Annotated in this window: 10 protein-coding genes; 8 read left to right on the top strand and 2 right to left on the bottom strand. The window is 59.4% G+C overall.

The genetic code is table 11. The features are described from left to right. The first annotated feature begins 239 nt into the window (after window positions 1–239). From JMY24_RS32385 to JMY24_RS32350, 8 genes are all read left to right on the top strand, one after another. Entirely contained in the window at window positions 240–464 is a 225-nt protein-coding gene (locus JMY24_RS32385; RefSeq protein WP_164853655.1) for a rubredoxin, read from the top strand. A 200-nt stretch (window positions 465–664) separates the two neighbouring features. Further along, window positions 665–2,032 carry an MFS transporter gene (locus tag JMY24_RS32380; protein WP_236597615.1) on the top strand — a complete coding sequence of 456 codons (1,368 nt, stop codon included), beginning with the start codon at window positions 665–667 and terminating at the stop codon, window positions 2,030–2,032. Window positions 2,033–2,077: 45 nt separating this feature from the next. Then, window positions 2,078–3,928, top strand: coding sequence for an NAD-binding protein (locus JMY24_RS32375; RefSeq protein ID WP_128596299.1), 1,851 nt, complete (start codon window positions 2,078–2,080; stop codon window positions 3,926–3,928). A 68-nt stretch (window positions 3,929–3,996) separates the two neighbouring features. Beyond that, window positions 3,997–5,088, top strand: a complete 1,092-nt coding sequence (locus JMY24_RS32370; RefSeq protein ID WP_236597614.1) for an amidohydrolase family protein — start codon at window positions 3,997–3,999, stop codon at window positions 5,086–5,088. Between the two features lie 353 nt (window positions 5,089–5,441). Beyond that, entirely contained in the window at window positions 5,442–6,818 is a 1,377-nt protein-coding gene (locus tag JMY24_RS32365; protein ID WP_164853654.1) for an MmgE/PrpD family protein, read from the top strand. Between the two features lie 94 nt (window positions 6,819–6,912). Further along, the gene (locus JMY24_RS32360; protein WP_236597613.1) at window positions 6,913–7,887 is read left to right on the top strand and encodes a Bug family tripartite tricarboxylate transporter substrate binding protein; all 975 of its coding nucleotides are present in this window, start codon (window positions 6,913–6,915) and stop codon (window positions 7,885–7,887) included. Between the two features lie 235 nt (window positions 7,888–8,122). Then, a complete protein-coding gene (locus tag JMY24_RS32355; RefSeq protein WP_201703581.1) occupies window positions 8,123–9,661 on the top strand; it encodes an NAD(P)-binding domain-containing protein in 1,539 nt (512 codons plus the stop codon). Beyond that, the gene (locus tag JMY24_RS32350) at window positions 9,658–11,088 is read left to right on the top strand and encodes an aldehyde dehydrogenase family protein (protein ID WP_128596293.1); all 1,431 of its coding nucleotides are present in this window, start codon (window positions 9,658–9,660) and stop codon (window positions 11,086–11,088) included. The genes JMY24_RS32355 and JMY24_RS32350 overlap by 4 nt, the downstream gene beginning before the upstream one ends. 367 nt (window positions 11,089–11,455) lie before the next feature. Here the strand turns inward: JMY24_RS32350 and JMY24_RS32345 are convergent, their stop codons facing one another. Both JMY24_RS32345 and JMY24_RS32340 read right to left on the bottom strand, forming a co-directional pair. Further along, window positions 11,456–12,493: an amidohydrolase family protein gene (locus tag JMY24_RS32345; protein ID WP_201703579.1), complete on the bottom strand. Its 1,038-nt coding sequence runs from the start codon at window positions 12,491–12,493 to the stop codon at window positions 11,456–11,458. A gap of 109 nt (window positions 12,494–12,602) precedes the next feature. Then, window positions 12,603–13,937: an MFS transporter gene (locus JMY24_RS32340; protein ID WP_128596292.1), complete on the bottom strand. Its 1,335-nt coding sequence runs from the start codon at window positions 13,935–13,937 to the stop codon at window positions 12,603–12,605. Window positions 13,938–14,093: the final 156 nt, after the last annotated feature.

Genomic DNA, 14,093 nt, shown 5'->3' with positions numbered 1-14,093 from the left:
CTATCAGTCAGAACCATGATACCATTGCTTTACGCTTGGAAGTTCTTCTGCGAAACGGACTGAAAATCGTGGGCTGACATGCTCGCGGGTAATGGAGGTCGTCGCACGTGGATGTCACCCCGTGTTCCCGGCTTCATCGGCGCGGCTGCCGTAGCCGGATGCTGCTGACCGGGCGACATCTGATGGCCCGGCATCCGCATGTGGGTTGTCAGCGCTGGCGCGCTGTCATGGAGAGGATCATGATTGAACAGGTGAAAGAAGTGACGACGGAAATTGCTAAGTCCCAGCCGCAGGCAGAATTCAGGATCTGGCAATGCGCTTTGTGTGGCTTTATTTACGACGAGGCGGAGGGCCTGCCGTCGGAAGGCATTGCGCCGGGAACCCGCTGGGAAGACGTGCCGGACGACTGGGTTTGCCCCCAGTGCTCGGTAGGTAAGGCCGACTTCGACATGGTGGAGGTCTAGGTTTTCAGCGCGGGGGCTGCGTCGGCACCGTGGCTGGGCATGCCCGGCACGCCACCTTCGCCGCGCAACCGTCACCCGGACCGCAGGAACGAGACGCATGCAGGCAACGGTTGACTGACGGCTTCAGCGCCGGTTGGTCCGGATCTGGTAGTTCGCACAAAAACGACTCAGCCGCAGATGACGGTTGAAGGAGACACCCCATGAACCATTCAGTGCAGCCGCCCCTCGAAAAGTGGGGTGAAGGCGTCGCAGGCAGTTCGGTCCTAACCGACCAGCAGATTCAGCACACGTATCGCAAGGTTGCGTTCCGTCTAGTGCCGTTTCTTTTTCTGTGCTGGGTTGTGAATTACCTTGACCGGGTCAACCTTGGCTTCGCGAAGATGTCGCTCTCCCAGGATCTTGCCCTTTCGGACGCTGCATACGGTTTGGGGGTTGGTCTGTTTTCGATAGGCTATGTGCTTTTCGAGGTGCCCAGCAACCTGATGCTCGAGAAAATCGGGGCGAGGCTCACCATGACCCGCATCATGGTCCTCTGGGGCGTAGTCACGTGTTCGATGATGTTCATCCATAACACCACCCAGTTTTACATTGCGCGCATCGTTCTCGGTGCCGCTGAAGCCGGTTTCTACCCTGGGCTTCTGCTTTACTTGACGTACTGGTTTCCGTCGGCCCGACGAGCGCGCATCACTTCGCGCTTCCTGCTGTCGATCGCCGTTTCGGGAATCATCGGCGGCCCCATCGCCGGATGGATCCTTCACAGCTTCAACAACGTGGCGGGACTGCGTGACTGGCAGTGGCTTTTCCTGCTTGAGGGGCTGCCGGCGGTACTGCTCGGCGTCATCGCCTACTTCTATCTCGACGACAGGCCGAAGGACGCGAAGTGGCTGACCGAGACCGAAAGGCAGTTCCTGATCGACAACATCCAGGCAGACAGGAAGTTCAAAGGATCGGCTGGCCATCAGGGGCTGCTCGCGGTTCTGCGCGACCCGCGAGTCTACGTGGTCGTTCTCGCTTCTCTGGTTACGCCAATGCTCGGCATCGTGATGAATTACTGGACCCCAACGATCATTCATCGGGCAGGGGTTAAAGACATTCTGCATGTAGCGCTGCTTTCGGCAATACCGTCGATTTTCGGGGCAATCGGGATGGTTCTGATCGCTCGCCATTCCGACAAACACGTGGAAAGACGCTGGCATTACTTCTTCTCGATTTCGATCGGAGCAGTGGGCCTCGTACTGCTGCCCCAGGTGGGCGGCAACCCCGTGCTGACGATCGGATGCCTCTCGCTACTCGGCATCGCCTACTACGCAGGCAGTACGATGTTCTGGACGATTCCACCAGCGTATTTCTCGGCCGGATCGGTCGCTGCGGGTATCGCGTTGATGAGCAGCCTGGGACAGGCGGGGTCGCTCCTCACACCAACCTGGCTCGGATGGCTGATGACGAATACCCACAGCATTGCGATCGGCCTGTACACCATCGCGGCAATCGCGCTGGCTGGAGGTGTGGTCATTCTGGTCGGCGTGCCGGCCGCTGCGCTGCGGGAACGTCAGGACACTTCAATTTGATCATCATCCCGGCTCCGGGCATAAGCTAACCACGGTAAAGAGTGCATGGACACGGCAGAACTGAAAGCAGAATTCGATCCCGGTACATCGATCGGGTTCATTGGACTTGGCGCCATGGGCGCGCCCATGGCGGGCCACCTTGCCCGCCAGGGCTACAGGCTGGTCGTCAACGACTTCAACCGTTCGGCGGTCGATTCGGTAGTCGCGCTGGGCGCCCACGCGGCGGCTTCGGCGAGGGAAGTTGCAGACCAATGCAGCATTGTCCTGCTCTGTCTGCCATCTCTGCCGGCGATCCGCGAAGTCGTCTTCGGTGAGGTTGGTGTCGCCGGTGGTTCTGCCGTTCGTGTCGTGGTCGATTTTTCGACGACGGGGGCGAGTTTCGCCAGGGAAATCGCGGGAGGTCTTGCGACCCGGGATATAGCGCTGCTCGATTCTCCGATCACCGGAAATGTCACGACCGCAGGTAACGGGACGTTGGGAATCATGTGCTCGGGCCCTCGGGCTGCATATGAAAAGGTCGCTGCAGTCATGGCAACGCTTGCCAGTGCCACGGTGCTCTATCTTGGTGAAGAGTCGGGTAAGGCGCAGACCCTTAAATTACTGAACAACCTGTTGTCTGCGACAGGAATGGCGTCAACGTGCGAAGCGTTCATTCTGGGCGTCAAAGGTGGACTTGCGCCGCGACGGATGCTCGAGATTATCAATTCCGGAGACGCGAGTTCCAGTGCGTCGCGGAACAAGTTCGCGCGTTCCGTGTTGCCCCGCCGCTTCGATTTCGGCGCACGGATGGCGATTACGGCGAAGGACATCAGCCTGTCGGTCGAAGAAGCGCAGAGTCGCGGCGTTCCAATGTGGGTAGCGCAGGCCGTCCAGCAAATCTGGAAGTTCGCATCCACGCAGGGAGGATACGACCGCGACGGCACCTCCCTGATCACATACCTCGAACCGTGGGCTGGCATCGAGGTTTCCAGCCCCAAAGAGGAGCCGTCCTGCCGGATTTCATTTTTTGAACCCGCGCATCGATCGCTGGTGCTGATCTGCGCCCTCGCGGACGTCCGCGAACTGGCCGACAGACTGGTCGCCTCAGGCTACAGCAGCCAGCAGAACAATCAAGCCCCGCACCTGATCCGTCTGCGGTTGCCGAACGGAACCCCGATCAACGTGACGCTTCTCGGCGTAGCAGCGGGGCAGTCGGAAGAGTCGATGGCGGCAGGCATTGTAGAGGCTGCTGATGGCGATGCCGCAGTTGTGAACATGTGCGCGATGGCCATGAGCAAGGTCGTCAAAATAAAGGCGCTACTTGGTCCGGAGATCCCGTATTGCGACGCGCTTCACACGGGCACACATCGAGAGATCGCGGCAGGCGATGGCGTGATCATCGTCGGCGGGGACGCATTGGCCATTGAGGCCGCGGGTCACGTGATCGTGAACCTGTGCCGGGACGCCTTCCAGATCGGCTCGGCAGCCGGCGCCGCGCATCTGATGTTGAACATCCACGCGTCGTTGTTCGCGACGCTGCTGGTGGTCACAAGCGAAGCGTACGTTGCTGGCGCCAAGGCGGGACTGACACCCGAGCAGATGGCGAAAATCATGGGCATCGAGACGGGGCGCAACGCGGCAAGTTCGCGAATTCTGCCTGGCGAAGTGGCAACACGTCACTTCAACTACGGTTTCAGCCTGGCCGAGACCTACGCCCGACTCACTGCTGCGACCGACGAGGCGCGTCAACTTGGCGTGACCACCTGGATCTTCGACAAGGTGCGGGGCATCTACGGTCTCGTGCAGGCGTGCACCTGCCCGGCCGACGATGTCACGGCCGTGGCTCGGCAGTATGAACGATGGGCTGGCGTTGAAGTGAGGAGTCCCGCATCGGACGCCGTCGAGCCGGGTCGGTAGGACGTGCGCTACGCGAGGTACAACTGCTTCCCCGTTGCAGTGAATTTTGTCGCAAAGGTTGACACAGCATGAACACGAATGAAGTGATGCAGTCCTTCGGGACTGCAGGTGTTGCGTTCAAGGGAACGACCCACCGCCCGATTGCGGAACTGGCGAAGTGGGCCGACTTGCTGCGTGAAGACGCGCTCGAACCGGATCTCCCCATCATCGACCCGCATCATCATGTCTGGGATGACGAACGCGGACGTTACATGTCCTCGGAATTGCTGCACGATCTGTCGAGCGGACACCGTATCGAATCAACGGTATTCGTGCAGTTCAAGTCCGGATACCGGAAGGACGGCCCGGCATCGATGAAGCCCATCGGCGAGGTTGAGTTCGCGCGTTCTTTCGCGGATACCTGCGGGATCCAGATGCCAAACGGGCCGCGACTGTGCGACGGGATCATCGCTCACGCAGATCTGACTCTCGGAGACGAAGTGCAGGCCGTTCTCGACGCGATGGCAGCGGCCGGAGGCGAACGGCTCAAGGGCATCAGACATGGCGCTACCTGGGACAGCGGCAGCGCTGGGTATGGGCGGACCTTCGCAAAGCCACACCTTCTCTCCGACACAGCTTTCCGGCGAGGGTTCGCAAGACTCGCTCCAATGGGTCTTACATTCGATGCGTGGCTCTTTTACCCGCAACTGCCTGACTTGGTTTCACTTCTGCGTGACTATCCCGATTCCACGGTAGTCATGGATCATGCAGGAGGTGTGCTCGGCGTCGATCCGCACACTGATCGTGCTGCCGTCTTCAGCGCGTGGCGTGAAAACCTGCAGCAAGTCGCCAGTTACCCGAACGTAACGGTCAAGATTGGCGGACTAGGGATGCTATACGCAGGATGGGATTTCCATCTTCGCGACACGCCGCCGTCCTCCGAAGAGCTGGCTACGCGCTGGAGGCCGTACGTCGAAACTTGCATCGACCTGTTTGGCCCCGAACGATGCATGTTCGAAAGCAACTTCCCGGTCGACAAGCAGACATGTGGCTACGGAGTTCTCTGGAATGCGTTCAAGCGGATTACCGAGCGCTTCTCGCCAGCCGAAAAGCTCGCGCTTTACAGTGGCACAGCCGCCCACGTCTACAGGCTTGAGCAACCGATCGTGACGCAGTCGTAGGCGTCCCTTGGCTGTTTCGCCGCCTGCATCGGTCCCCGCAAACGCCGTCTCGCCGGTGGGAGCACCGTTCGGAACCCACCTGTATCGGCGCGAGTCCCTTTGACGGACCCGCGATTCAGGCGCACGCGCTTCACTCCTCAGTCGGCCCTTCCTACGCAAGAAAGCGCAACGCAGCGCCATCTTGACCAGTTTCTGTCAGTGGAACGCGTTTCTTTTTTGTTGACTCGAATCCTGTTGCGGTCGTAAAGTCAAATGAACGGGTTCCGTTCGCGCCAGCAGTAGGTGAAATCTGGAAAAGCGGGCCCGACAGACTTGGCAGGAAGGGTCAGCAAAAAAATCAACAGGAGACGGATTTGTCTTATCGCACCGAAACAGTTGCTCAGCGCTACGGCCGGTTCATCGCCGATGCGGATCTTGGAAGCTTCCCGGACGAAGTCGCAGAACACGGAAAGATGCTGGTGGCCAGTACCATGGCGAGTGCAGCTCTGGGATCGACCCTGCAATCGAGCAAGCTGATCAGGAAGCTCGAGAAGGAGCGCGGCGGATTTCCGGTCAGTACAGTCTGGTTCGGTGGGTGGGACAGGTTGCCTGCCTTAGCCGCCGCCCGCGTGAACGCCCTCATGAGCGATGCGGCCGCGTCGGATGACAGTGACCTTCGCAACATCGTTCATAGCGGTACACAAGCCTGCGCGGCCGCTATCGCCGTGGGTGAAGCCTGCACGGCAAGTGGGACACAGGTGCTGGAGGCGATCATCGCGGGCTATGAAGTTGCGGGAAACATCAATACCGCAATGATCGGCGGCCTGCAACGCAAGGGTTTTCACGGTTGTTTGGTCGCGACCTTCGCTGCGGCCGCAGCGGCGGCACGCTTGCTCAGGCTGCAGCCTGAGCAGGCAGCACATGCGCTGGTTCTCGCAGCAACTTCGTTGGGCGGTCTGCATGCGGTCGCTGCAACGAGTCTCGCGCGCGAGTACCACGCGGGCAATGCAGCGATGATGGGCGTGTCGGCTGCCGAAGCGGCGAAGCATGGATACACCGCAGATCTTGCTGGGTTCGAGATGCCGAGAGGTTTCTTCGATACGCTCGGCACGGGCAGTCACGCACAGGACGTTGTCGGGCAGCTAGGTAGCAAGTGGAGTCTGCTCGCAGAACTAGGCATCAAGCTGGTACCTGGGGGTTCTCCATTCCACGCGGTTGCAGAAGCCGCAGCGATTGCGGCGGAAAAGGGTGATCTTGATGTGGCCGACATCGAGGAAATCGAATTCACGCTGCCTGACTACCCGTTTCCGGGGCCGAAGCACCCGACTGATCTGATCGGTATCGCCCATAGCCCCTTCTACTTCGCTGCTGCGGGCGCAGCAGACCGTGAGTATGGCTGGCAGCATGCGCTTCCTGAAAAGATCGCAGATCCGCGCATCCGCTCGCTCTTCGATCGGGTCACACGGCTCGACTATGACGTTCCGAACAAGACCGACTTCAAGAGCGGCGCGATCGTGCGAATAACGACGGTTGATGGTGCGGTCCATGAGGCTTCCGTGCTGGCGCCAAAGGGCGCAGCGGTGCGTGGCATTCACTGGGCCGAACTCAGGCAGAAGTATGAGGCGCTTATGCCATACGGTGGGGTGAGCGCAAGGCAGGTCGCCGCGAGTTTCAACCAGATCCAGGACATGCACGCCCTGACATCCATCCGTGACCTGATCGACACGATAAAAGCGGATACGCCGTCGTGAGAGGAGACTTGCGCCGCGTTGGCGCAATTGACTTAACCATCGCGCAAAACAGCCTTCATGCCTTGCGGTCGCGCGAAACTGGAGTGAGACGAAAGTGAAAACATTGAACAGGATTGCAGTCGGGATGCTCGTCGCTGCGACAAGCGCTTTTTCCAACATTGCTTCGTCGGCCGAATTCCCGTCCCGAACGATAAGGATTATCGTCCCCGTTTCGGCCGGCGGCTGGGGCGACGTGACGACGCGTGTCGTAGCACAAAAGCTCGGTGAGGTGCTTGGCCAGTCCGTACTCGTCGACAACCGGACAGGGGCGGGGGGGCTGGTGGGTATTCGATACACGAAGGAGCAGCCGGCGGATGGATACACCCTGATGTCTACTGGAAGCACCCTCTCCATCCAGGAAGCAGTTAACAAGGAGCCGGGATACGACGCTCTGAAAGACTTTACTCTTGCGGGAACCTTTGCACGCTCGCCGGCCCTGGTGGTGGCGGGTGCAAAGTCGAACTACAAAAGCTTCAGCGATCTCGTCGCCGATGCGAAGGCGCATCCCGGACAGATCAGCTTTGGTTCGGCCGGCATCGGGACAACGACGCATATCGCTGCTGCGATGATGCTCAAGCAGGCAAATCTTCAGATGCAGCACGTGCCATACAAGGGCAACGGCGCGGCCATGCCTGATGTGATAGCGGGAAGGGTAAGTTTTATGATCGACGCTTATGGGAGCAGCGCCGCCGGTCTTCACGGAGGACTCCTCAAGGCACTCGCCGTCACTAGCGATTCGCGCCTGCCCGTGCTCGCAGATGTTCCCACTACGGCGCAGCAAGGTCTTCCGGGCTTCACCTATTTCTACTGGCTCGGACTGTTCGCGCCCGCAGGAACGCCCCCGGACGTCGTCAAGAAGCTGAACGACGCCATGTCGAAGGTACTCAGCGACCCGGCATTGAAAGCAAAACTGCAGGCCCAAGGAACCGAGCCGTTCTACAAGAACACTGCAGATTCTGCTGCGTTCCTGAAAAAAGATCTGACCGACAACCAGGACATGATCAAGACGATGGGAATTCCCAAGCAGTAGTCGCGTAGAGGTGAGGGCAATGATGCGATCGGTCGTGTGTGTAGGAAAACCGTCTGGGAAATGGTTGCCTGCTTTGCGCAAGCTCGAAGCCTTGACGTGGGTAAGCGCGGGCGAAGAACGGGGCATTAGGTTGTCGCCCCTCGATTTAACATGCCTCCTGATTGCCTCCGACGTGAGTCCGGAGCTCAGGAGGCGGGTTCTCAGCGCCCGGAAGCCAGCATCGAAGGTCGTAGTCGTGGTGCTGGTTGACGAACATTCGCACGAAGCAGATGCCTGTCCCGAGACGACGGCGGATGCTCCGCTCGTATCGGCCGCATTGTCGCTCGGTGAAAAGGCTGCGGGGCGAGTTTTCCTGTCCGGTGACGTGGTGGCGAGTGAAACGGCCGCGTCAATCTTCGAGCGGATGTCGTTGGCCCCGGTGTATTGCGGATCCCGTGCAGAGGATGCCCGGTTGATCGCACTGATCCAGCATGCAATCTGTGCGCTCGGCCGCATGGTTGTCATTGAAGCGGTCGGCATGGGCGTGCGTGCTGGCTTACCCGTCGACCTTGCTGCGGCGGTGATTGGTCGCAGCAGCGGCCGCAGCCGGCAGGCGGAGATTTTTTTTGATGGCCTGCTTCAGAGGGATCGCGATGAGGCCGGTGAGTCAGGGTCGTTCACGAGGATGCTGGAAAACCTCGTTGATGTGGGAATGGCACTGAGCCTGCCGCTTCCCCTGACTTCAGCCGCTCTGGCTCTGTTAAGCCTCGAAGCGGTTGATGACGTCGACGACGGGCAGACTGCCGCAGACCTGTTCGCCAGCTATGAGAGGCTCGTAGGACTGCGGAGGGACAAGATCGCAACCAGTAAGGCAAACGAGCCCACTGGAGGCGATGCCCCGCCTTCGCCGGTTATCGGATACGTCGGGCTGGGGGCAATGGGCAGCGCTCTGGCAATGCAAGCCCTACGGGTTGCCCGGGAGCTCCATGTTTACGATCCTGATCCTGCGAAGGTCGAGCACCTGAAGAGGGAAGGTGCATGTGCTGCTGCGGACGTCGCGTCACTCGCTGCCGTATGTGACCTGATCTTTCTTTGCGTTCCCAGCGCGAACGAGGTTGAACAGATCCTCTTTAGCGACGGTGGGATGTATGCGGCCCTGGGCCGCGGAACGATCGTGATCGACCAGACGACGTGCAGCCCGGCTGAAACAGTTCGCTTCGGCGAGCGACTGGCGGTTGCGGGAGTGGCGATGATCGACGCGCCGGTGACCGGTGGGCCCGACGCAGCCCGCAACGGTGGTCTAGTCACCATGTGCGGCGGACAAAAGGCGGCGTTCTCCCGCGTGAGGCCGATACTCGAAGCGATGGGGGGCGAGGTTGTGTATTTCGGGGAGCCGGGTTCCGGGCAGGCGATCAAGCTGGTCAAAAATTCGCTTGGCGCGAGTAACCGGCTGATCATCTATGAAATGTTGTCCGTTGCAGCAGCTTTCGGCTTGCAAATCGACGCGTTGCACGCTGCTCTGTCGACAGGGGCGAGCGCCTCGGGTGCGCTCGCCCGGATCCTGCGCTCCATCAGGACGGGCTCTCCTACAGCCGACGCGAGTCTTAGAACGGTCGTTAAAGACCAGCAACTGATCGGTCGCATGGGACGTGCGACCGGGTCGCCTTTACCCCTGCTCAATCTGGTGAGGACGGTGCTGGAGGCGGGATCAAGAATGTTGGGACCGGCGGCACAGATTGATGAGGTCGGCCGCCTCTACGGAATCGAATCTTTTCAGGGAATCGAGAAATCATGAAAAAGCTTGACCGGTTTTACATCGACGGAAAATGGACGGAGCCTGCAGGTACGGGCCTCTTCGAACTGATCAACCCAGCAACTGAAGAAGTATACGGACACGTTACCCTCGGAAGCGCCGAGGATGTCGACATGGCAGTTTCTGCAGCCCGACGGGCATTCTCATCCTTCTCCCAGTCGAAGAAGGAATGGCGGATGGAACTGCTTGGCAACATCGTCGAGTCGATGCTGAAGCGGGAGTCCGACCTGATGGATGCGGTAACTGAAGAGATGGGTGCTCCTTCCAGTTTGAAGGGACAGACAGGCACGGCAATACAGGCCTTCCGTCAGGCAATCGTGACGCTGCGTGACTACTCTTTCGAGCACATGCTTGGCGACAACGTGGTGCGGCGGGAACCCATCGGGGTATGCGGCCTCATCTCTGCATGGAATTGGCCCTTGCAGCTGATGTGCCAGAAACTCGCATCGGCATTCGCAGCTGGTTGTACTGTCGTTGCGAAGCCGAGCGAATTCACTCCCCTAAGTGCTGTCGTCCTCGCAGAGGCGCTTGACTCGGCGGGAGTGCCGCCAGGCGTCTTCAATCTTGTGAATGGTGATGGTCCGACCGTTGGCGAGGCGATCTCACGTCATCCCGGCATCGATATGGTTTCGTTCACCGGGTCCACGCGCGCCGGCGTGATGGTGGCTCAGGCTGCGGCCGGTACCGTGAAGCGCGTATGCCAGGAGCTGGGAGGAAAGTCTGCCAACATCATTCTGCCCGACGCGGATCTTGCCGCTGCTGCACGGTTCAATGTCTCTCGGGGTTTTTCGAATACGGGGCAGTCCTGCCATTCTCCGACGCGCATGCTCGTATCCGAACGTCAGGTCGATACGCTGATTGACCTGATCAGAAAGGAGGCCGGGCAAGTGAGAGTAGGCGATCCGCTCGATGCCACGACTACCATGGGCCCTGTCGTCAACGGCGCCCAGTTCAAGCGGGTGCAGCGATTTATCGAGCGCGGGATCGAAGAGGGCGCGGCAGTGGTAACAGGGGGACCCGGCCGGCCGGAAGGGATCACAAGAGGCTTCTTCATCCGGCCGACCGTGTTTTCGTCGGTCAAACCGGACACGACGATCGCTCAGGAAGAGATTTTCGGGCCAGTGCTTTCGGTCATTTCATACCGGGACGTTGACGAGGCCGTCGAGATCGCGAATGGCACGCGGTATGGGCTCGGAGGCTACATTTTCTCCTCGAATCGCGAACTCGCGCGTGGAGTCGCGGAGCGTATGCAGGCGGGCCGGATTTTCCTTAATGGAGCGCCATCCAATAACGTCGCTCCGATGGGCGGCTACAAGCAGTCAGGCAACGGTCGCGAAATGGGAGTTTTCGGTTTGGAAGAGTACCTCGAAGTGAAAGCAATGCTTGGTTTCGCAGGCGTGCCGTCGTAAGGGAAGGCCTGCGGCCGGCGTAAGGCGCATACGGTTGGAGAAGGGGCTGCCGCTCTTCGGTCGAGTCATTGGCTTGGTCCGCTGCGCCCCGGCATATACACGGTCGTGAAGTCTCCAAGTGTTGGCCGCTGCGACGCTTCGCCGCCTTTCAATGGCGTACCGAACATGCATACCTGCAAGCCCCTCGCGCGAGCATTGTTCCGTCTTCGCGGTGACATCGTCGATCGACCTTAACCGGTCGCGCCGGCGCGCGCCACGGCCGAAGATGTATCGGGGTGTGATTCCGTCCTGGAATGCGCGTCCGTTCTTGCGGCGACTTTTTCGAACTTCGCACCCCGTCGAAGCTGAACTCGAAAGGCTCTGATGTTCACACCGCGATGCGATAGACCCGCACCGCTGTCGCGGAGAAAAGATCCTGACGTTCCACCGGCGTCAGATCCGAAGTCATTTTCTTGTACGCGTTCCAAAGAACCCTGTAACTGCACATCGCCTTGTCGACAGGAAAGTTGCTTTCAAACATGCAACGCTTCGGGCCAAAAAGATCGATGCATAGACGCATATAGGGCATCCAGGCGGCGACCAGCTCATCGGAAGAAGGGGGCGTGGTCTGTTCGTTGAACGCAAAGCCTGCGTACCGCATAGCAAGGCCGCCGAGTTTCATCACTGTGTTCGGCAGTTCCGACAGATCCTGGATTCTGTCACGCCATTCGGAAAAAACCTCGTCCCGCCTGCCCCGATATGGACCAATACCTAGTGGACCACCGGTATGATTAATTATGACGGTCAGATCCGGATGCGCTTTACAGAACTCCGCGACCTCTCTTAGCTGGGTAAAAAACGCCCACAGGTCAAGCGTCATTCCCATCTTCCGGATACAGATCGCGGCGGCGTGCGCCTGATTTGACTGTAAGACCCCGGCGGGGGTGCTTGCCGGAAGTATCTCCCGGTTCTCATGCCAGACGACGGTAGGTCGAATGCCGCGAAACTGTCCTTCCCCGGCTTCGACGTGGGCTTCGAGTACAGGCTGTACACCCTGGCCGAGTAGCAGATCGACGGTGCCTACGATGCCCGCACAGATCTGGACCGGCTGATCCGTCTGCGCGGTCCGGGCGGTAATTCCGTGCACAAACTCTGTCTCACCGACGGGCTTCAGACTTTCGGGGCCATGCTCCCGATACATTGAACGGCACTGCACATGAACCGTCGCGGTGACTTTGTGACCGGACGAAAAGTCTTCCACGGCCTGGTCATAGAGGTATTGATCCCCCGGATGGTTCCAGAGATGGTGATGAGGATCGACGATCTCAAGTTCAGGCGCGATGACTTCTTCGGAGTATGTGGCGAGCCAGTCGGCGCGTACAGCGGGGTGCGCTTTCAGCACAGCTTGGATGGATTCGTCAGGCATGCGGGCAAGTAATCGGGAACGACAGAACGAGGCAACCGTCATTCGGCTGCCGTTTGGTTGCGGCAGGCGCCGACGGAGTTCGTCTTTGCCCGCTGTATGGATCCTCTGTTCAGGGCGCCGTGTTGATCTGGTGCTTGCGTCCGGGCTGGTCGCCGTCGCTACCCACGAGAGAATAGTGGGGCTTGCTGGCCATGATGGCGATGAGGCTCACGAGACCGATCAGCATTGCGTAACCAAAGAAGAGGCGAATGCCACCGTTCTGATAAGCAATAAGGACAGTCGCGACGATGGGCAGGGGGCCACCGAAGATCGCCCCGGACATCTGATATCCCGCGGAAATTCCGGTGTACCGGACCGACGTGGGGAACATATCCGAGAAAAGCGAAGCCTGCGAGCTATGGCAAGCGGCGTGTCCCACGCCAAGCACCCAAACGTAGCCTGCGACCATACCGGCGTAGGAACGGGCCTCGACGGCGAGACAAAACGGTATTGCCCCGATAAGAAGCGCAGCAATACCCCAGACAAAGACCTTTCGACCCCCGATCCTGTCGGAGAGAATCCCGTAAACCGGGATCATCAGCATTTCTACTGCCGCGCCGACCGATACGGCAATCAACATGTCGGCCTGGTTCATCTTGAGCTTCGATACCGCATACGACACCATCGCCACGGCGCAGGTATAGAAGAACGTGTTGGGTGCCGCCTGGGCGAACAGTACGCCAAGGAGTTGCTGGGGGAACTCGCGGAGCACGGTCATCACAGGTAGCTTTTCGATATTTCCCGCGGCCTTTGCCTTCACGAACGCCGGCGATTCGGCAACCCTGTTCCGGATATAGATGCCGACCATCAGCATCGCTGCACTCAGCACAAATGGCACCCGCCACCCCCAATTCATGAGCGCCTGTTTGTCGAGCATCGTCATTGCCAGGAAGGTCAGATTCCCGAGCAGGAGACCGAAGAACGCCGCGCTCTGAGGAACACTACCGAACAGGCCGCGTCGAGATTCGTCGGCGTGCTCCACCACAGTCACGATGGCACCGCCGTACTCGGCGCCCGCCGACAGGCCCTGCACGACGCGAAGCAAGACGAGGAGAACCGCACCAACGTATCCGGCGCTCTCGTATGTAGGCAGCAACCCGATGAGCGTCGTCGCTGCCCCCATGATGATGAAGCTCCACAACAGCGTTGTCTTGCGGCCGATCCTGTCGCCCAGGTGTCCGGCGACCACGCCTCCAATCGGCCGGACCAGCCACGCCGTCGCGAACGTCATGAAACCGAAAATGGTCCCCATCGTCGGGTCGACGGCTGGAAAAAACAGCTTGTTCAGGAAGAGTGCCGAGACCGTGCCGAAAATGAAAAAGTCATACCACTCGATTGTCGATCCAATGAATGTGGATGCAATGATCAGTCGCTTTTGCCGCGCCGTCGATGCTGTGCTTGCCATCGTCTGTCTCCGTAATTTTCGATATCGTTCTAGCGATCAGGCTGCGGATGCTCGACCACCTGCAAGCAATCTATTCCGATTCCATGCAAGGGTCAATATTTTAAGAATGCATTTCGATGAGTGGAACTTCGGAATTTGGATCCGCTAGCCCATAAT

It is taken from the genome of Paraburkholderia kirstenboschensis, assembly GCF_904848585.1.
GTDB lineage: Bacteria > Pseudomonadota > Gammaproteobacteria > Burkholderiales > Burkholderiaceae > Paraburkholderia > Paraburkholderia kirstenboschensis.
The sequence above is the reverse complement of the archived record's forward strand: the minus strand, read 5'-3'. Positions and strand labels throughout refer to the sequence as shown.